The sequence below is a fragment of the Ruegeria sp. AU67 genome (assembly GCF_900312795.1).
Classification (GTDB): Bacteria; Pseudomonadota; Alphaproteobacteria; order Rhodobacterales; family Rhodobacteraceae; genus Ruegeria; species Ruegeria atlantica.
In genome coordinates, this window is sequence record NZ_OMPH01000028.1 from 215,070 (window position 1) to 234,666 (window position 19,597).

21 protein-coding genes are annotated in these 19,597 nt (G+C 58.7%); 5 read left to right on the plus strand and 16 right to left on the minus strand.

The genetic code is table 11. From position 1 onward, the window contains the following. Positions 1 to 183: 183 nt before the first annotated feature. Positions 184 to 990, minus strand: coding sequence for a mechanosensitive ion channel family protein (locus DK510_RS16255; RefSeq protein WP_058273694.1), 807 nt, complete (start codon positions 988 to 990; stop codon positions 184 to 186). A 218-nt stretch (positions 991 to 1,208) separates the two neighbouring features. Between DK510_RS16255 and DK510_RS16260 the strand changes: the two genes are divergently transcribed. Next, the gene (locus DK510_RS16260) at positions 1,209 to 1,907 is read left to right on the plus strand and encodes a glutathione S-transferase family protein (protein WP_109312964.1); all 699 of its coding nucleotides are present in this window, start codon (positions 1,209 to 1,211) and stop codon (positions 1,905 to 1,907) included. Here DK510_RS16260 and DK510_RS16265 read toward each other — a convergent pair. From DK510_RS16265 to DK510_RS16320, 12 genes are all read right to left on the minus strand, one after another. Beyond that, positions 1,888 to 3,495: a GMC family oxidoreductase gene (locus DK510_RS16265; protein WP_109312965.1), complete on the minus strand. Its 1,608-nt coding sequence runs from the start codon at positions 3,493 to 3,495 to the stop codon at positions 1,888 to 1,890. The two genes, DK510_RS16260 and DK510_RS16265, sit on opposite strands and share 20 nt — an antisense overlap. Before the next feature lie 73 nt (positions 3,496 to 3,568). Further along, on the minus strand, positions 3,569 to 4,015 hold the full coding sequence (locus DK510_RS16270; RefSeq protein ID WP_058278855.1) for a YtoQ family protein: 447 nt from the start codon (positions 4,013 to 4,015) through the stop codon (positions 3,569 to 3,571). Between the two features lie 81 nt (positions 4,016 to 4,096). Continuing rightward, positions 4,097 to 6,493, minus strand: a complete 2,397-nt coding sequence (gene pheT, locus DK510_RS16275) for a phenylalanine--tRNA ligase subunit beta (protein WP_109312966.1) — start codon at positions 6,491 to 6,493, stop codon at positions 4,097 to 4,099. Between the two features lie 88 nt (positions 6,494 to 6,581). Then, positions 6,582 to 6,989, minus strand: coding sequence for a cupin domain-containing protein (locus tag DK510_RS16280; protein WP_160116551.1), 408 nt, complete (start codon positions 6,987 to 6,989; stop codon positions 6,582 to 6,584). Between the two features lie 65 nt (positions 6,990 to 7,054). Continuing rightward, positions 7,055 to 7,861, minus strand: coding sequence for a PHB depolymerase family esterase (locus tag DK510_RS16285; RefSeq protein WP_109312968.1), 807 nt, complete (start codon positions 7,859 to 7,861; stop codon positions 7,055 to 7,057). A 153-nt stretch (positions 7,862 to 8,014) separates the two neighbouring features. Then, on the minus strand, positions 8,015 to 8,308 hold the full coding sequence (locus tag DK510_RS16290) for a hypothetical protein (RefSeq protein ID WP_109312969.1): 294 nt from the start codon (positions 8,306 to 8,308) through the stop codon (positions 8,015 to 8,017). Beyond that, positions 8,309 to 9,382 (minus strand): phenylalanine--tRNA ligase subunit alpha, encoded by a 1,074-nt coding sequence (pheS, locus tag DK510_RS16295; RefSeq protein WP_109312970.1) that lies wholly within the window; start codon positions 9,380 to 9,382, stop codon positions 8,309 to 8,311. A gap of 65 nt (positions 9,383 to 9,447) precedes the next feature. After that, a complete protein-coding gene (locus DK510_RS16300) occupies positions 9,448 to 10,515 on the minus strand; it encodes a Hint domain-containing protein (protein ID WP_109312971.1) in 1,068 nt (355 codons plus the stop codon). 118 nt (positions 10,516 to 10,633) lie between these two features. Further along, positions 10,634 to 12,004 (minus strand): glutamate--cysteine ligase, encoded by a 1,371-nt coding sequence (locus tag DK510_RS16305; RefSeq protein ID WP_058273615.1) that lies wholly within the window; start codon positions 12,002 to 12,004, stop codon positions 10,634 to 10,636. 64 nt (positions 12,005 to 12,068) lie between these two features. Beyond that, positions 12,069 to 12,596, minus strand: coding sequence for a hypothetical protein (locus DK510_RS16310; protein WP_058273616.1), 528 nt, complete (start codon positions 12,594 to 12,596; stop codon positions 12,069 to 12,071). Then, positions 12,593 to 13,441: a GNAT family N-acetyltransferase gene (locus tag DK510_RS16315; protein WP_234999104.1), complete on the minus strand. Its 849-nt coding sequence runs from the start codon at positions 13,439 to 13,441 to the stop codon at positions 12,593 to 12,595. The genes DK510_RS16310 and DK510_RS16315 overlap by 4 nt, the downstream gene beginning before the upstream one ends. Beyond that, positions 13,438 to 14,163 carry a 16S rRNA (uracil(1498)-N(3))-methyltransferase gene (locus DK510_RS16320; RefSeq protein ID WP_109312972.1) on the minus strand — a complete coding sequence of 242 codons (726 nt, stop codon included), beginning with the start codon at positions 14,161 to 14,163 and terminating at the stop codon, positions 13,438 to 13,440. The genes DK510_RS16315 and DK510_RS16320 overlap by 4 nt, the downstream gene beginning before the upstream one ends. 12 nt (positions 14,164 to 14,175) lie before the next feature. On the opposite strand from DK510_RS16320, the gene ubiA reads away from it, so the two are divergent. The 4 genes from ubiA to DK510_RS16340 all read left to right on the plus strand — a co-directional run bounded on the left by ubiA (position 14,176) and on the right by DK510_RS16340 (position 18,164). After that, a complete protein-coding gene (gene ubiA, locus DK510_RS16325) occupies positions 14,176 to 15,138 on the plus strand; it encodes a 4-hydroxybenzoate octaprenyltransferase (protein ID WP_109312973.1) in 963 nt (320 codons plus the stop codon). 65 nt (positions 15,139 to 15,203) lie between these two features. After that, the gene (locus tag DK510_RS16330; RefSeq protein WP_109312974.1) at positions 15,204 to 17,138 is read left to right on the plus strand and encodes an OmpA family protein; all 1,935 of its coding nucleotides are present in this window, start codon (positions 15,204 to 15,206) and stop codon (positions 17,136 to 17,138) included. A gap of 1 nt (position 17,139) precedes the next feature. Further along, entirely contained in the window at positions 17,140 to 17,460 is a 321-nt protein-coding gene (locus DK510_RS16335) for a hypothetical protein (protein WP_058278866.1), read from the plus strand. A 173-nt stretch (positions 17,461 to 17,633) separates the two neighbouring features. Further along, a complete protein-coding gene (locus tag DK510_RS16340) occupies positions 17,634 to 18,164 on the plus strand; it encodes a hypothetical protein (RefSeq protein ID WP_058278867.1) in 531 nt (176 codons plus the stop codon). 49 nt (positions 18,165 to 18,213) lie between these two features. On the opposite strand, the gene DK510_RS16345 is transcribed toward DK510_RS16340, so the two are convergent. The 3 genes from DK510_RS16345 to pgsA are packed head-to-tail and all read right to left on the minus strand — an operon-like array spanning position 18,214 to position 19,579. Then, a complete protein-coding gene (locus DK510_RS16345) occupies positions 18,214 to 18,657 on the minus strand; it encodes a molybdenum cofactor biosynthesis protein MoaE (RefSeq protein ID WP_109312975.1) in 444 nt (147 codons plus the stop codon). 4 nt (positions 18,658 to 18,661) lie between these two features. Then, positions 18,662 to 18,907: a molybdopterin converting factor subunit 1 gene (gene moaD, locus DK510_RS16350; RefSeq protein WP_109312976.1), complete on the minus strand. Its 246-nt coding sequence runs from the start codon at positions 18,905 to 18,907 to the stop codon at positions 18,662 to 18,664. A gap of 3 nt (positions 18,908 to 18,910) precedes the next feature. After that, positions 18,911 to 19,579 carry a CDP-diacylglycerol--glycerol-3-phosphate 3-phosphatidyltransferase gene (gene pgsA, locus DK510_RS16355; RefSeq protein ID WP_109312977.1) on the minus strand — a complete coding sequence of 223 codons (669 nt, stop codon included), beginning with the start codon at positions 19,577 to 19,579 and terminating at the stop codon, positions 18,911 to 18,913. Between the last annotated feature and the right edge of the window lie 18 nt (positions 19,580 to 19,597).

The window sequence follows — 19,597 nt, forward strand, 5'->3', positions numbered from 1 at the left end:
AGCACTCCCGCCTCTGAAAGTAGCCGCTGAAGCGGCTGCTTTGCAGCGTTGGGCATGGCGGCGCGCCGCTTTTCTTTTGATCGAACGACTTTTGCACCAATAAAAAAACGCCGCGCTAAAAGCGCGGCGCCGGGCCCAACCGGAGGAGGGCATTTCCAATGCCCGCTCGACGGGCGGGAGAGTTCAGCCCTCTTTCCGAATTTCCACGGTATGTGGGTACGGAATCGACACACCCTTGGCGTCAAACGCCTCTTTCACGGCCTTAGTGATCTCAAACTTCAGGTCCCAGTAATCGGCGGCGTTGCACCACAGGCGTGCGGTCAGATCGACCGAGCTGTCGCCCAGGTTGGTCACGCGCACCCACGGCTCTGGATCTGAGTGAATTCGGTCATCGGCCTTCGCGACATCCAGAATGATCTTCATCGCCTCATCAGCGCTGTCACCGTAGTCAATGCCGAACACCAGATCGACACGCCGCGTGTCATGCGCCGAGTAGTTCGTGATGATCGATCCCCAGGATTGTCCGTTGGGAACGATGATCTGCACGTTATCCGGCGTCACCAGCTCGGTCGTGAACAGGTTCAGATCCTTGACAGTGCCTGCGGTGCCGCCGATATCGACATACTGACCCAGCTTGTAAGGGCGGAAGACAACCAGCATAACGCCCGCAGCAAGATCGCTAAGCGTTCCTTGAAGGGCCAAACCAATGGCCAGAGAAGCAGCACCCAAAATGGCGACGATGCTTGTCGCCTGAATGCCAAAGATGCCCAGCACTGCAACCAGTACCATGGCCAATATGACCCATTTCACCAGACTGGCGACGAAATTCCCAAGCGTCTGATCAATATGCGGTGTCGCATTGATCCGGCGCCGGACTACACCGGCAATGGCGCCAGCAATGATCCATCCAAGGATCAGTACTACCAGCGCTTTGACTGCGCTTATGATCAGCGGGGCAAAGGCACCCACCTGTGTTACGACATCATCCACGCGCATCTCCTTTCGATTCACGGCAAACCCGCGTCTCTCAGCGCGGGATTGGCGGAATAGTGATCCATAAGCGCGCTTCGGTCTAGGTGTGAGATACGCAGGTTTTCCCCGTTGTTCTCACGCACACAGCCCCTGACCTTGTATGCACAGCCCAGATACTGGCAAGACTGGGCAGGTGTACCTACCTATTGCTGGCAACCCATGACAGGAGCCCCCCAATGCTGGATACCGCCTCTCACCCGATAACGGCACGCTGGCCTGCGCAGTTTCCCGACAGGATTCAGCTCTATTCTTTCCCCACGCCGAACGGCGTCAAAGCGTCGATCATGCTGGAGGAAACCGGCCTGCCCTATGAAGCCCATCGGGTTACGCTTTCGGACTCAGATGTCAAAAGCCCCGAATTCCTGTCATTGAACCCCAACAACAAAATCCCGGCGATCATCGACCCGAATGGTCCGGACGGAGAATCCATTGGCCTGTTCGAAAGCGGAGCGATCCTGATATACCTCGCCGAGAAAAGCGGCAAGTTTCTGGGTCAAACCAAAGCCGACAAATATCGCGTGATCCAATGGGTGATGTTCCAGATGGGCGGCATCGGTCCAATGTTCGGGCAACTGGGCTATTTTCACAAATTCGCAGGCAGCGAGATCGAAGACCCGCGCCCCCGCGAACGCTACGTGAACGAGGCCAAGCGATTGCTGAATGTCCTGAACCAACAGCTTGAAGGCCAGGATTGGATTGCCGGAGACTATTCGATTGCCGATATCGCAATCGCGCCGTGGCTGCGCGGGCTCGAATTCTACAATGCCCGCGACCTTGTTGGTTGGGAAGACCACGCTAATCTGGTGGCGTATCTCGACCGGTTCCTAGAGCGACCCGCGGTGCAAAAAGGCCTGGTTACGCCGCTCCGGGACTGATTGCTTCGGCGATCTTTTCAGCAATCATGATAGTGGGCGCATTGGTATTGCCGCCGACCAAAGTCGGCATGACCGATGCGTCCACCACCCGCAGCCCCTCGACCCCATGAACCCGACCTTCGGTATCGACAACGGCCATATCGTCGACCCCCATCCTGCAGGTGCCCACCGGGTGATAGATCGTGTCGGCACGGCTGCGGATATCAGCCTCCAAGGCCTGATCACTGCCGTCATGGGGATAGAGTCGCTTTTTGCGCCAGGGTTCCAGTGGTTCGGATTCGAGAATTGATTCCATGATACGAGCCCCGCGCTTCAACAGATCCAGATCGCGGTCATCGCTGAGATAAGCCGGATCAATACGCGGTGCCTCTCCGGCCCGGTCCAAGGTTAGACCCACGCTGCCCCTGCTGAACGGGCGCAACACACAGACATGGCACGAAAACCCGTGCGACAAGTGAATCTTGCGCATGTGGTCGTCAACGATTCCGACAACAAAGTGCAGCTGAAGATCCGGTTTGGAAACGGATGGATCAGATTTGAAAAACGCGCCGCCTTCGGCAAAGGGAGTCGCAAACAGCCCCTCTCCAGTGCGGCGCCAGTCCAACCCTGCCTTGGCCAGGTTCCATAGCCCGCCCGGGGTCAGCCCTATGACATCCTTACGTTTCGAATGATAGCTGAGGACATAGTCCAGATGGTCCTGCAGATTCTGACCAACGCCGGGCAAGTCGTGCAGAACAGGAATACCGTGCTGTTTCAACTCGTCTTCGGGCCCAATACCGGACAACATTAGCAATTGTGGCGAACCAAAAGCACCCCCCGAAAGGATGACCTCACGGCGGGCGCGAACCTCGACAGCCTTACCTTTCTGACGCAGCAAAACCCCGTTTGCGCGCTTTTTGTCCAAAAGGATCTTCTGAGCTTCTGCCCCTGTCATGATTGTCAGGTTCGGCCGCGATTTGGCGCCCCGCAAATAGGCCGCAGCCGCCGAGCAGCGTTCACCCTTATGCGCCCCGTCGTGGAACTGCGTGACCTGATACAGGCCCGCGCCTTCCTGTGTCGGCCCGTTGAAATCCTTTGTCTTGCGAATTTGTTGCTGGCCGCAGGCCTCGACAAACGCATGAGAGATGGCACGCGGCTCAGACTGGTCCGACACCTGCAAGGGACCATCACCGCCATGGAGATCATCCGCACCGCGCGCGTTGCCCTCGGTCTTGCGAAAGTAAGGCAGGACATTCTTCCAATCCCAACCTTCGCACCCCAAATCCGCCCATTCATCATAGTCGCTAGGATGACCACGCACGTAAAGCATGGCGTTGATCGCCGATGAGCCCCCCAGCGCTTTGCCGCGTGGCTGAAACCCTTTCCGACCATTCAACCCGGGCTGGCGCACCGTTTGAAAGGCCCAATTATTAAGCTTGGGTCGCCCCGACACCATGGCTGCCACCAGGGCCGGAGCCCGGATCACCAGGTCCTCACCCGCCCCGCCCGCTTCGATCAGGCAAACGCTTGTGTCTAGTTGTTCGCTCAGCCGCGCGGCCATCACACAACCAGCGGACCCGCCGCCCACGATGACGTAATCGAATTCCATGGCTGCTCTCCCCCACTGCCCTATCAGACGGTAGAAAGCGCCCTGAAATCAGGCAAGCGGAACGTAGCGTGAGTTATTTTGGCAGGGCGCCCGTCAGAACATAGCGCAGCACATCAACCACTTGGCCCGGGTGCTCGGCCACAGCCAGCGCCGCAGCATCCACTTCTTTCAGCGCGTGCTGGTGATCAGGACCGTGCAGTACGATCAAGGACTTTCCCAAAGCCGCAGCATAACCCGCATCGAAGGCTGCATTCCACTGTTTGTACTTCTCGCCGAACCGGACCACGACCACATCGGCATCCGCAATACCCTTGCGCGTGCGGATCGCGTTGACCATCGCGCCCTTGTGGTCATGCCAATACTTGTTCGGCTCGGCCCCGAGAATGGCCACACCGCAATCGTCGCTGGCCGCGTGATCGGTGACCGGACTGTTGAAAGTGATATCCAGACCCTGAGCACCCTCAATGATCTGTTCCCGCCAGTCGGTGTGGATTTCGCCAGATAGGTAAACGTTCAGCATCTTTTGTCCTCCGCAAAAACTGAAAGGGCGCGACCGCCCCTTCATCTTTTCAAAAACACTCCCGCCAGCGGCGGCCAAGCATCAACCGCGTAATGTACCGCCTGTTGCCTTGGTAACCTTGGCGATGATCTTTTCGGCGACCGCTTCGATGTCTTTTTCCTTCAGCGTCGCATCCGTCGGCTGCAGGCGCACGGTAATGGCCAGTGATTTCTTGCCTTCACCCAAGCTGCCGCCAATGAATTCGTCAAAGACTCGAACGTCCTCGACCAAAGCTTTGTCGGCGCCGGCTGCGGCGTTCACCAATGTCAGCGCCTCGACACTCTCGTCGACGACGAATGCAAAGTCACGCTCTACCGCCTGCAAATCACGCAGTTCAAGCGCGGCGCGGGTAGCGCCGGATTTACGCGGCAGAGGCACCTCTTCTGGCCAGATGGTGAAGGCCATCGCCGGGCCTTTGATGTCCATCGCCTGCAACACGCGTGGATGCAGTTCGCCAAAGACACCCAACACCTTTTTGGGACCCAGACAAATTTTGCCGTGACGACCCGGATGCCACCAGGCGTCACCGTCGCGCAGGACCTGCACCTTGGCGGGTGCTCCAATGGCCGTCAGCACGGCCTCGGCATCTGCTTTGGCGTCGAACACGTCAACTGGGCGCGAGGCACCGTGCACGTCCTTAGGGCCGTTGCGACCGACAAGCAGCCCGGTAATCTGGGTATTCTGATCGCCAGGTTCGCCGTCATGGAAAACCGGGCCAACCTCGAACAGCGCGACATCTGCATACCCTCGCGCCTGATTACGGGCGGCGGCCTGCAGCAGACCGGGCAGCAGATCCGGGCGCAAATGGCTCATCTCGGACGAGATCGGATTTTCCAACTGCGTCGCTTCATCCCCGCCACCGAACAAGGCAGCCGAAGCCTGATCGATGAAGGTGTAGCTGACGCATTCATTGTACCCCAGCGCGGCACAAGTGCGACGCGCCATCGACTGACGGCGTTGCGTCGGGGTCATCACCGGTTTGGGGATGCCATCGGTGACACGCGGCAGCGGTTTGCCCTGCAGTTTGGTCAGCGATGCAATCCGCGCGACCTCTTCCACCAGATCGGCCTCACCCATGATGTCGGGGCGCCAGCTTGGGACATGCGCCAGCTCGCCTTCCAAACGAAAGCCCAAACGGGTCAGGGTCTGGCGTTGCTCGCTTTCCGGAATGTCCATGCCCACCAACGACTGCACACGTTCAGCATCCAGCTTGTAGGCGCGCGAGTGATCCGGTGCCTTGCCAGCTTCGACCACTTTCGAGGCTTCGCCACCGCAAATATCCAGGATCATCTGCGTCGCATGTTCTAACCCTTCCAGCGTGTATTCAGGGTCTACGCCACGTTCGAACCGATAACGCGCGTCCGAGTTGATCTTGAGCGCACGGCCGGTCAACGCGATCTGCACATGATCCCAAAACGCGCTCTCAAGGAACACATTCACGGTGCCCTCGGTACAGCCGGTTTCCTCACCGCCCATAATCCCGGCAATCGACTCCGGGCCCTTATCGTCCGAAATCACCATCATACCGGGATGCAGGGTGTATTTTTTCTCGTCCAGCGCAACCAGCTTTTCACCGCCTTTGGCACGGTGAACACGCAAGTTGCCCTGCACCTTGTCCGCATCGAAAACGTGCAACGGGCGGTTCTGGTCGAACGTAATATAGTTGGTGATATCCACCAATGCCGAGATCGGACGCAGGCCGATTGCCTTCAACTGATCCTGCAGCCATTGCGGGCTGGGGCCATTCTTGACCCCTTTGATCAGGCGGCCGGTGAAATGCGGCGCACCGTCCAGCGTATCCTCGTCGATCGTTACGTTGATCGGGCTTTCGAACTCACCCGGCACCGGTGTATAGCCGCGTTCTTTCAGCGTACCGACGCCACGTGCAGCCAAATCGCGAGCGATCCCGGCCACGCCCAGCGCATCAGGGCGGTTCGGCGTGATCGCGATCTCGATCATCGTATCGACTTTTGCCGGCTCGTTCTCGGCCAACCAGTCGACGAATTTGTCGCCGACTTCGCCCGAGGGCAGCTCGATGATGCCGTCATGTTCTTCTGACAGCTCCAGCTCCCGCTCCGAGGCCATCATGCCAAAGCTTTCGACGCCGCGGATCTTGCCCACGCTGATCGTCAGATCCAGACCGGGGATATACATGCCCGGCTTACAGACCACGACCGTGATACCTTCGCGTGCGTTGGGCGCGCCGCAGATGATCTGCAGATCGCCTTCGTCAGTCGCGACCGTGCAAACGCGCAGCTTATCCGCATCCGGGTGCTTTTCCGCGTGCTTCACATAGCCCAGCGTAAAGCCCGCCAGACGGTCCGCCGGATTCACGATCTCTTCGACTTCCAGTCCAAGATCGGTCAGCGTCTCTGCAATCTCATCCACCGACGCATCGGTGTCGAGGTGGTCTTTCAGCCAGGAAAGAGTGAATTTCATCGGTCGGTATCCGCCAGTAAATCTAGGGTCAGACCGCGTTTAACGGATATTGCGGACAGGGGAAAGAGGGTGCGGGGGGCTTGGGTGCCTACTCTTCCGCGACCGTGTTGGAAACGCCCTCTGCACCGGCAAACACGGCCAGAATCCGCGCGATATCTCCGCCTGAATTCACGCCTGCATGAGGTGAACGGAACGCCTCAACCAGCGCGTCACCGGTTTTGTAGGTTTTGGTCCCGGCATCCCCGTAATCCACGGTGATTTCACCCTCTAGCATGTAAGCCGCCAATGGGGCCTCATGCCGGTGCCAGCCGGTTTTTTGGCCGGGCTGCATGGTCACGATGGCCATGGTTATCTGCGCCTTGCCTTCGGGGTATTCCAGCGGTTCACCAATCACGGATTTATCGGTCTGCAACAGCACCTCAACCGGCGGATAGATGTCGCGCGCCAGAACAGGTGTGGTTGCAAGGATCAGGGCGCTTAGCAGCAAGGTTTTCATCGGGCAGTTCCATTTTCGGATCATTCCGGGCAACCAAGCTGGAAATACCTGTGCAAGTCAAATGATCAGGGATATGTCGGCTCGCGCCCCAGCAGCTCATCCAACTGCCGTCCAATCCAGCCGTGGGGAATGAAATGTCCACCAGGATGTGTGTCCAGCACCACCTGCCCCTGCGCGCAATCGGTCCATTCCATCCGGCTGAGCGTCAGGATCGGCACGACGCTCCAATCCCCGCCCGGGGTGGCGTCGTGGCAACCATATTTCTCCCGCCACAGCGCCACTAGATAAGTCGTGTCCCCGCCCGGCCCAAAAGGGAAATCCATCACGGTGTCGCTGGTCCCGTGCACATGGCGCACCTCGGCCGGGGCTTGCGGGCAATCCTCGGTCTGCCGGATCGAGCCTGCGACCGCCAGCAAAGCGGCCGTGTCATTTCCCGACTGACAGACATAGCGCCACGCCATCGCGCCACCGAACGAATAGCCAGAGACATAGATGCGGTCCGGGTCAATCGGATAGCGTTTGGCGACGTCCTCCAACACCCGGTCGGCAAAAGGCACGTCGCCGGTGTCCGAGGTCCAGAAATCCCAGCTTTTGCCCAACCCGTTCGGGGCCACCAACAACACGCCGCGCAGCTTCGTGGCCCCAGCGATACGTTCGTGGTTCACCACTACCGTCCCCTGCCGCGCCCAGCCGTGAAAGTGCAGCAACACCGGCAGAGGCGTTTCACCGTCCCAGCCATCGGGTTCCAGCACATGATATGAACGGTCGCCGACCTCACATGCGGTATCGTCATGGCAATCGGAATTCCAAGGCCCCATTGCAAGGGCCGGAGCAGAGGAGAGCAGAAGCAGGCAGAGCAAACGATAAATCATTGGCCGGAGCCTAGCTTCGTAACACCACCTGTCACGTCACAAACTCGTGCGAGAGTGTAACAAGCAGCGCCGTCACTAGACGGAGGGATGTCCAGGGCGCGGATTATCGATTTTGCTCAGCCCTGCTTTGCGCAGGCAAAACCAATGGTTAGCTCACTTGGAGCGGCCGATTAGGCTTTTAGTCTTCTGCAATTGATTTTGCTGGTCGCGCCAGATTTCATCACGTTTTTTCCAAACGCTGTGATGCGCTGCGCCAAAAACACTGACCGGGCTACACACGATCACCCAATAGGTAAACAACACCCAATTAGGCGCAAGTATGGCCACTGCGATTAAGCCTAAGGCAGCTAAAATCTCAATGACATAACCTTGCCAGCGCGGCATTCTTTCAGCGCGAGTAAGGCACCAGTTGTAACACCAAGCCATTACCGCGCTGAGCTGATACATTTAACGGCTCAAACCACCATGCAGGTTCGGCATATCCAGCGCCGCAAACCCGTAGTGGCGCAGCCAGCGCAGGTCGCTATCAAAGAACGCGCGCAAGTCAGGGATGCCGTATTTCAGCATCGCCAGACGGTCGATGCCGATCCCAAAGGCAAAGCCCTGATAGACCTCCGGATCAATCCCACCGGCGGCAATCACCTTGGGGTGGACCATGCCCGAGCCCAAAATCTCCATCCAGTCGTCGCCCTCGCCAATCTTCAGCTGGCCGTTGTCCCAGGAACAGCGGATATCGACCTCGGCCGACGGTTCAGTGAAGGGGAAGTGCGAGGCGCGGAAGCGCAGTTCGACATCGTCGACCTCGAAGAACGCCTTCACGAACTCTTCCAGAACCCATTTCAGGTTCGCCATCGAGATATCCTTGTCGATGGCCAGCCCTTCGACCTGATGGAACATCGGGGTGTGGGTCTGGTCATAGTCGGCACGGTACACGCCGCCCGGACAAATGATGCGGATCGGCGCGCCCTGTTTCTCCATCGAGCGGATCTGGACCGGCGACGTATGGGTGCGCAGCACGTGCGGCGGGCGATTGTCGCCCTCGGCACGGTGCATGTAGAACGTGTCCATCTCGGCCCGCGCGGGGTGGTGGCCGGGGATGTTCAGCGCGTCGAAATTATGCCAGTCGGTCTCAATCCGCGGCCCTTCGGCCACCGAGAAACCCAGTTCGGCAAAGATCGCGGTCAGCTCCTCAGTCGCTTGGCTGACCGGGTGGATCGAGCCCTGACGGCGCGCGCGGGTCGGCAGGGTGACGTCCAGCCATTCGGTGCGCAGGCGTTCGTCCAGTGCGGCATCGGCCAAAGCGGCTTTCTTGGCAGACAGGGCCGAGTTGATCTCATCCTTCAGGGCATTCAGCGCGGGGCCAGCGACCTGTCGTTCCTCGGGCGTCATCTTGCCCAACTCGCGCATCTTCAGCGCGACTTCGCCTTTTTTGCCGACAGCCGCGACACGGATCGCTTCGAGCGCGTTTTCGTCGCCTGCATCGGCGATCTGACCCAGATATTTTGCCTTAAGATCGTCCATGACGGTTCCCTGAATGCTGTTGAAGCTCTGCTATCACAGCAGTCTGCGAAAGCAAGAGGGGCGGATCAGATCGCCCGCAGCATTGCCACTTGTGGGCCGCACCGGACCGGGCGAACAGTCGGGCCATAATTTTGCGGCTGATCCAAAAGCTCGGGGAACAAGGCGAACAGCTCGTCTGCGGCTTCGCGGTCAAGACTCGACAAGCCCTGCGCGCCGGGAAAGAAGCTTTCCGAGATCAGGCCAGAGGTCGACACCAGTTGATGCCGGTCAAAGAACAGGTGGACATAGTGGACAAGGTCGCAAGGCGCGGATGTGATGGTCGTGTCATTGACCATTGATTTGGCCGCCACAAGAACCTCATCTTCTCCGAACAGCAGCTGCGCCTGCCAACCTGAGACCAGCAGGCGGTGTTGCGGCGAGACGTAAATGTCCCTTTCCGCCCCCAACGCGCCGGAACGGATGCGAACGGGTGCAAAACGACCCCGTCCTGAAACAGTGCAGCCACCGGCCCAGCGAATGATGCAAGCACCATCGTCCTGCGTTAGCACCAGGTCACCCGGCCCCAGAGTTTCAACCCTGCGCGGGCCGTCTGGCGTGTCGACCAACGTGCCAGCCGCGAAACACGGCGCGCCTGAATCGCCGGGTGAGAGCGGCGCATGCACCAGTGTGTCCGGGTTGGGCTGATTGAATTGCAGGGTCGTTGTGGTTTGGTTCGGTCCGACAAGAACCGGCAGATTTTCCGAAGTTTCCCCGGCGGCCAACCCGTTTTGAGCGACGATATCTGTGGTTCCGCCACCGATATCGTAGAAATCAATGACCTCGCCCGTCGACGTATTGGTCAGCGCATAGGCTTCATAGTTGGTAGAGCCACCGCCATTGGGATCGGTCAGCAAGATCGGAAAGAAGTCCGCTGAAATCACAAAGACTTGTTCGTTGTTGTCAGGGTCTGTCGAAACCTGAACCGACGGGTGATCCAGCGGAATTTCGATCCCAACCTGACCATTCGCCTGATAGAAGGACACAGTGAAATTGGCCGGATCCTCATCGGATCTCAGCGCAACCTCTAGGAACTCGGACACACCGCTTTGGGCGGCATAGGCATTGGAATAATGCAGTTCGCTGATACGGGCCATGACGCCATCACGCTCGGGAATATCCCGCCAATCATACTCGCAGGACCCTGCCGCATGGCAAGGTCACATCGCGTTAATTGGCAAATACTCTCCTAAAGGCAACAGACCTAAGAGACCGTCAGTAACTGAAATCGGGATAAATCCGGGTCAGATCGCCGTTCCAGTCGCCGTTATAGTGATCCAGCAATTCATCCGCCGGAACCTTGCCTGTTTCGATACTGTCCTTGAGCGCATTCAGGAAATGCGTCTCATCCGGTACCAACCCACCTGCACCGGGAAAGGCGCGGGATTTCAGGCCGGCTTGGGCGATCGAAACCACCTCACCAGCCAGATCGTGCATGTTGATATCGCCGACCTGCGCCTGCAAACCGTCCCGGGCCGCGGCAACCCGCAGCTCTTCGCGCGTTTCGGCGTCCCAGCCTTTGACCAGATCCCAGGCCGCATCCAACGCACCCTGATCATAGGTCAAACCCACCCAGAATGCGGGCAAGGCACACAGGCGCCGCCATGGGCCACCATCGGCCCCGCGCATCTCCATGAACTTCTTGATCCGCGCCTCGGGGAAGGCTGTGGTCAGGTGATCCGCCCAGTCTGACAAAGTCGGCGTTTCGCCCGGCAATGCAGGCAGTTTGCCTTGCAGAAAGTCACGGAAGGACTGGCCCAGCGCGTCGATATACTTGCCGTCGCGATAGACGAAATACATAGGCACATCCAAGGCGTACTCGACCCAAGCCTCGAACCCGAACCCGTCTTCGAACACAAAGGGCAGCATACCGGTGCGCGCATCATCCAGATGACGCCAGATATAGCTGCGCCAGCTTTTCTGGCCGTTTGGCTTTCCCTCAAAGAACGGCGAATTGGCAAACAGTGCGGTTGCCACAGGCTGCAACGCCAGCGCGACGCGCAGTTTCTGCACCATGTCGGCCTCGGATCCAAAGTCGATATTGACCTGAACCGTACACGTCCGGCGCATCATCGACCGGCCCATGGTGCCGACCTTTTCCATGTAGTCATTCATCAGCCGGTAACGCCCCTTGGGCATCAGCGGCATTTCCTCGTGGGTCCAGATCGGGGCGGCCCCAAGGCCGATGAAGCCGACACCGATCTTGTCCGCGATATCCTTCACATCACGCAGATGCGCGTTCACCTCGTCACAGGTTTCATGAATGGTCTCAAGCGGCGCGCCTGACAATTCCAACTGCCCACCGGGTTCCAGCGAGACATTGGCGCCGTCCTTTTCCAGCCCGATCAGCTTGCCGGCCTCTTCCACCGGGGCCCAGCCGTGCAGATCGCGCAGCCCCTGCAGCACCGCAAGAATGGAACGCTCACCCTCAAAGGGCAGCGGTTTCAGCGTATCTTTGCAATAGCCGAACTTCTCATGTTCGGTTCCGATGCGCCAATCCTGTTTGGGCTTGCAGCCCGATTCCAGATATTCGGCCAGTTGCTCATGGCGTTCGATCGGTCCGCCGCCGGACTGGGGAATGGACATGAACCGTGCTCCGATCCTGATGTGTCTGTCGTTTGGTCAGTCGTGGTCTTAAACCGCGCCAGTGTCAATGCAGCCTCAAATGGGCCGGACGCAGAGGCGTACGTTCCCAAATTACCACAGGATGCGTCGCGCCACCGTTTAGTTCCGACAGCATTTGTTCGGTTTTCAAGCCCGGAAGGGCCGAGAACACATCGAACAGCGCTTCGGCACCTTCCGCATTCACAGGAATGTGAAGCGTCGGCTGCCCCTGTTGATCCAAAATCCAATGCGCCGGGGACGATGTCGGGTCCAGCGCAAGGCGCTCGATTTCACGTGTCGCAACGATGCCGCCTGTCAGCGGCCCTAGGTAAGTGATCTGACCTTCATCGATTGTCACCAGACCGGGGCCACCTGCACCGGTACGGAACCGGGCGCGCTGAATGCCAATAACGGCCAGCGCCACCGAGACCGCGATCAGAACCCAGCCCAGCCAACCGAGCAATCCACCGGGTCCGCCGATCCAGCTGAGGCCGACCAACAAGACGACCCCTGCCACCAGCACTTCGCGCCAGCGCCACAGGGCCAGTTTGGCTTCGGGTCGGATGAAACTCATGCCGTGTCCTCGGGGTTTTTGAACAGAATCAGGGAATAGTGGCCTGCTGGCCGGAACCCAATTGCTATATAGGCACGCGCGGCGGCATCGCTAGCGGCAAACAGAACAGCGCGGGTTGCGCCGTTGCTATACGCCTCGCTTAGATGCAGCGCCACTGCCAGTCGCGCGTATCCATGCCCCCGAAAATCGGGCGGCGTGTAAACACCGCCAATCTGGACAACCTCTGGCAAACGCGAGTTGAACCCGGTCATTCCTACCGGCTGGTTATCCATCAACAAGGCCCGATGGGAATCGCGTTCGATATAGGCAGCGATATCTTTTTGTGCCTGAGGTTGCGCGCGTTCAGGGTCAAAGCCCATTGCTTCGATCAGATAGTCTTGCCGCCATCCCACTATTATGGATCGGTGCAGTTCATCCAGAGGCACCAGTTTCGCGCCGGTGGCGTCCGGCATGACAAGTCGATTCAGATCCAGCGAGAATCCCGGCTCGTCACTGTTTAGGGTTGCAGGCCGGTCTTGCCATCCCGCAAGCTGCATGATCCGACCGGCTTGAGCGGCCTCAGCCGCCAGACCGAACGACTTGCGCCCTCGGATCAGGCGAATCGCATGGCTCAGTTCTTCGTCCGAGCATTCTGGGCATTGCGGCAGAACCATACCTTCATTTGTGATTCCAAAAACCGCCCGCGGACTATCACCCAATACCCACAAGTTCACGGCGCGCGGGTCTGAGCCGCGCAAGCCGTAGTCCCGCAGGTTCGCCAGAGGGAACATGGACGTCTGGATGTGTTCGAACAGGAACCTGTCGATCTTTGGAACGTCTGCGCCTTGCGCTTCTTGCCAGTTCACACCCAGTCTCCCAGCGCCTGCTGCCACATGGTCAGCGCCGCTACGGCAGCCGTATCGGCGCGCAGGATGCGCGGGCCAAGGCTGACCACATGTGAATAAGGCAACGCGGCCAGCCTCGCGCGTTCACGCTCGGAAAAGCCACCTTCGGGGCCGATGAGAATAGCCCAGGGTTGGTCCGTTTCATTGCCAGCCAACCGCAGGGCCGAGCCTACCTCGGCCTCATCGCAGAACATCAGTTGCCGCCCCTCGGGCCAGCTTTCCAAAACGCGATCCAAACGCTGCAGATCAGCCACCTCGGGCACAAATGTTCCACCGCATTGCTCGGTCGCCTCAACGGCGTGCGCCTGCAAGCGGTCCTGACGAATGCGTTCCGAATTGGTGAATTCTGTCTGCACCGGCATGATCCGCGCCGCGCCCATTTCCGCTGCCTTTTCAACGATAAAGTCAGTCCGCGCCTTTTTAATCGGCGCGAACAGGAACCACAGGTCTGGTGGCAGTTGCAGCGGTTTGGATTGCTCAACGCAGGACAAGACGCCGCCCCGCTTGCCTGCCTCTATTACCTCGGCCAGCCACTCTCCGTCCTGCCCATTGAACAGCGCGACCTGTCCACCGACGGACAGGCGCATGACGCCAAACAGGTAATGGGCCTGCTCGCGCGTCAAAGGAACCGATTGCCCCTGACCCAGAGGGTGCTCTACATACAGTCTGATCTTTGCACTCATGAGACCTTACATATGCAAGGCAATGCCCCAACACCAGACGGTCAGGTTGCCGACGCTGTCAGCGGCAACTGGGTCGATACATATGCGCCCGCTTTCACCCGCCCCTACCTGCGCCTGAGCCGCGCTGACCGGCCCATCGGCACGTGGTTGCTGTTGATTCCCTGCTGGTGGGGATTGGCACTGGCCATCCTCAGCGACGGCACCCCGCGGTGGGAGGATCTGTGGATCGCCATCGGCTGCGCCTTCGGAGCCTTTCTGATGCGCGGTGCGGGTTGCACATGGAATGACATCACCGACCGCGAATTCGATGGTCAGGTCGAACGCACACGGTCCCGCCCAATCCCGTCCGGTCAGGTCAGCGTGCGCCAGGCCGTGATCTGGATGGGACTGCAATGCCTGCTGGCGCTGATGATTCTGCTCACATTCAACCAAGCCGCAATTGCGATGGGTGTGTTGTCACTGTTGCCAGTGACGATCTATCCATTTGCCAAGCGATTTACATGGTGGCCGCAGGTGTTTCTGGGGCTTGCCTTCAACTGGGGCATCCTGCTGGCCTGGGCTGCGCACACGGGAACCATAAGCATACCCGCAATCACGCTATATCTGGCCGGAATCGCGTGGACGCTGTTTTACGACACGATCTATGCCCATCAGGACGCAGAAGACGACGAGCTGATCGGGATCAAGTCCACGGCCCGGCTGTTTGGCACTGATACTGCACGGTGGTTGAAGTATTTCCTGATGGCAACAGTAGCGCTTATGGGACTGGCAATCATTGACGCCGCGACGACCCAGGCGTCAATCATTGCCCTGGTAGTGGCCCTTGGCGGGCCTTGGGCGATGGGGTGGCACATGGCATGGCAATTGCGGGGACTTGATATCGAGGACAACGCCAAACTGCTGCAATTGTTCCGCGCCAACCGCGACACCGGCCTTATTCCGCTGATCTTCCTTTGCGTCGCCTTGCTGCTCTGATTGCACCCAGGCCTAGGCCTCTGTAAGAGTTCTGAACACTCACCCGAGGAGTCGATAGTTCGCACATGCGTCTGCCTTATTTCTTCGTCGTTGCCTTTGTCTTCCTTGTGTCCGCAGGGCTGTCTCTGTTGGCGGCAAGTTTTGCCGTAACAAAGGTCGAAGAAGCCTCTGAGTTTGCCGTTCGGCGTGCGCTGGACCTGAAAGGCCATAACTGGGCCGAGGTCCAGTCAAACGGGCTGCGGGTGGTTCTGACCGGCACCGCCACGGATGAGGCCACACGATTCAACGCTCTGACGGCGGCGGGGACCGAGGTCGACACCTCGCGCGTGATTGATGAAATGGAAGTCGCGCCCTCGACGCAGTTGGCCTCCCCACGCTTTTCTGCCGAAATTCTCCGCAATGACAGCGGTATCTCGGTTATTGGCCTGATCCCGGCCAGCGAAGACCGCGACGCACTGACGAAAAGATTGCGCACGCTGAATGACGGGCCGATATCTGATTTGCTGGAAACCGCCGACTATCCAAAGCCCAAAGGCTGGGACGATGCGATCGCTTTTGCTGTTGAGGCGCTGACCCGACTGCCGCGGGCCAAAATTTCTGCCAGCCCCGGGCTTGTAAAGGTGACGGCAATTGCCGACAGCCAGCAGGAAAAAGAACGGCTGGAGCAAGAGCTGACGCGCGCGGCACCGCCCAGCCTACGCATTGGCCTGTCCATTTCCGCACCGCGCCCGGTCATTACACCCTTCACCTTGCGCTATCTGATCGACGAAAATGGCGGGCAATTCGACGCCTGTTCAGCCCAGGATGAAAAGGCGCGGGACCGGATCGTCGCAGCCGCACAGGATGCTGGTCTGACCGGGCCTTATTCCTGCACCATCGGTCTGGGTGAACCCTCGCCTCGCTGGCCCGATGCCGCCGTGTTAAGCATTCGGGCGCTGTCGGAAATCGGCCAGGGTACGGTGACTTTGTCAGATGCGGATATCACTCTGGTCGCGGCCGAAGGTACTGGTGCCGCGCTGTTTGATCAGGTGATCGGTGAACTGGAAAACGCGCTGCCCGAGGTCTTTGCCCTGCACGCGGTTCTGCCGGAACCCGAAACGGAAAACCAATCCGGCCCGCCCGAATTCTCAGCAACACGAAGTCCCGAAGGCCTGGTGCAAATGCGCGGCCGGCTAGGGGATGAAACCCAGCGCGACATGGTCGACAGCTATGCCCGTGCAGCCTTTGGTTATGAACACGTCTATACCGCAACCCGCGTGGCCCCTGACCTGCCCGCTGATTGGCCCATTCGCGTCCTCAGCGGGCTTGAGGCGTTGTCGCAACTGCACAATGGCGCGCTGACCGTGACACCGGACGAAGTAGTTCTGAACGGCATCAGCCACGATCCCAAAACCCGGGCCTATGTTTCGGGGCTTTTGTCGGAAAAACTGGGCGAGGCACAAGATTTCAGCCTGTCGATCACCTATCAAAAGCCACCCGAGCCCGCAGACAAGCTGCCCGACCCGGATGTTTGCGAAGAGCGCATCGCCGAGGTTCAGGCGGGTTCCAAAATCGCCTTTGAACCAGGTTCTGCCACGGTCGCCGCCGAATCGCGCGATACGGTCAATCAGATCGCCGACATCCTGCGGGAATGCGGACCCATCCGACTGGAGATTCAGGGCCACACTGACAGCCAGGGCCGCGAAGAGATGAACCAGCAGCTCAGCCAGTCGCGTGCACAATCCATCTTAAATGAGCTGCGCGCGCGGCGCGTGCCTACAGCCAGCTTTACTGCCTTGGGCTATGGTGAAACCCAGCCAATTGCCGACAATGACACAGAAATCGGGCGCGAAGAAAACAGACGTATCGAATTCCGCCTGATCCGGCCCGAATCCACCGCCGAATCTCAAACCGCGCTCGAAGCGATGGAAGACGAAGCAGAGACGTCACAAGACGCAGAGCCAGAGGCCGAAGCCGCGGAAACGGATGCGGAAACCGACTCGGGCGCAGGGGACCAGTAAATTGAACAGAATCGAATTCATTATCGCGACCGCCGTCATATTGTTTGCCGCCTTTAGCATGGGATGGTTCGCCAACTGGCTGGCCCATCGCCTGTCGCGCGTCCGCCAAAGCGACGTCGCCGATCTGGACCGCATGAGCCAGGAGCTGCATGAGGCAGAAGAAACCCGCGACCAGGCCATCACCTATCTGCAGCAGCGCGAGGCCGAACTGACCAACCAGCTGACCCAGACCGAGGCCGAATTGGCCGCCGCCATGGACGGCCTGCGCGCCGCCCGGCAAGAGGCGGAAGAACTACGCGGGCGTATCAACAACGCGGATTGATCCCAGCCCCGTGCTTAATAGCTGACCCCGGTTGGGGCCGACTGCACCTTCGGCACAAATCAGCCGATCCGAGGCAATCGCCTTCAATTCTTACAACAAATTCAATATTAGGAATTGGTGCATTTTTTACACATGCACATCACTGTTCACTATCCAGAAAATTGGAGTGTACTATGAATTTCAAATCATCATTAACAACCGCTGCGACTCTAAGCATCTTCTCTGCTGTAGCCGCTTGGGCTTCAAGTGACGTCATACCGTCAGAGAACGATACCTTCACCAACTGGGGCGAAGAATCCGGTTGGACTATCTTTGTGGATGACTCCCGCGGGTCCTGCCTGATCGAGCGTATGGACGAAAACCAGAACGTCGTTCAGATGGGTCTGACCAAGGACCACGAGATGGGCTATCTTGGTGTGTTCACGAAGAACGACATTGGCCTGAAGGGTAAGAAGGAAAAGATCTTCCTGTCACTCGACGGCAACGTCTACGAAGCTGAGGCGCACAAGAAGACTAAGCATCTCGCCGACGGATATACAGGCGGATACATCCTTGCGAACAACGCCCAGTTTGTGGATGACGTCATGAACAAATACGAAATGACCGTGTTTCCGAAGAAAGAGTTCGCATTCACCGTTAGTCTGGATGGTACTAAAAAAGCCATCGAAGCGGCACGGCAGTGTAACACCGAACAAAGCACCTAACTCGCTATGATAGACCCGGCACCAGATAATCCGGTGCCGGGCACAGAACCTACCACCGCGTCAGCGCATCTTCATCCTCATCCTTGGCTGCGACCCATTCCGCGCCGGATGTGGTGATTTCCTTTTTCCAAAAGGGCGCGCGGGATTTCAGGTAATCCATCAGGTATTCTGCCGCCTCGAACGCGTCCTTTCGATGTCGTGCAGCCGTGGCGACCATCATGATCCGATCACCCGGAGCCAGACGTCCGTGCCGGTGGATCACCAGAACATCGCCAAGCGACCAGCGGCTCTGCGCCTCTTCTGCTATTTTGGTCAGCGCGCGTTCGGTCATGCCGGGGTAATGTTCGATTTCCATCACATCCAGATCGCCCGATGCCAGATCGCGCACCACGCCGGTAAAGGTTACGATGGCGCCGTTGGCATCGTCTCCGGCGGCAAAGGCATTGGCTTCAGCCCCAAGATCGAATTCTTCCTGCTGAACCGAAATACGCATCGTTTCAGCCGCCAGTCATCGGCGGGAAAAACGCCACTTCGCGCACACCAGTAAGGGATGCGTCAAAATCGGACAGTTCCTGATCCAGTGCCACGCGCAATGCGGACAGGTCCGCAAATGCGGCAGCATACCGGTCTTCACGCGCACTCAGCTCTGCGACCAGATCGGATACGGTCGCTGCCTCGGTCTCGATCCGTTCTTTCGGCAGGCCGATCCGTTCACGCACCCAGGCAAAATACAGAACGTCCATCCCTTAGCTCTCCTTCAGGTGGGGCATGGCTTTACGTAGGTAGTCATAGCCGGTGATCAATGTCAGCGCCGCCGCAATCCACAGCAGCCACAACCCGATGCGGCCAGACCAGAACATCGCCTCAAGGTGCCAGCGCATATGATTCAGGTCTTCCATCTGACCCGTCAGAACCTGATCCATCGTTGCGGCATCCATGCCGAACGTAGCCATCACAAAGTAGTATTCGAAAATCCCCTGCGAAAACAGAACGGCAATCGCCACCATCTGCGCGGTCGTTTTCCATTTCGCTAGCTTTGTGACCTTCAGCGTTCCGGCCGTATCGCCCAGATATTCCCGCAAGCCCGAGACAAAAACTTCGCGGAACAGGATCACTGTGGCAGGTAACACCAACCAGGGCGTCCAGTGCTCAGCGGAGTAACCCACAAGGATCATCAGCGCGATCACCACCATCGCCTTGTCCGCAATCGGGTCCAACATGGCGCCGATCTTGGTTTCCTGTTTCCACGCGCGCGCTAAGTATCCATCAAACCAGTCGGTAATGGCTGCCGTCAGAAACAGGATCAGCGCAAACCAGTCTGCATAGGGTCTGGTGAAATACAGAAACATTACGGCCAGACCGGGCGCGGCCAGCAGGCGCAGGACGGTCAGGATATTCGGCAGGTTCCACTTCATGAAGCAGACCCTACATCG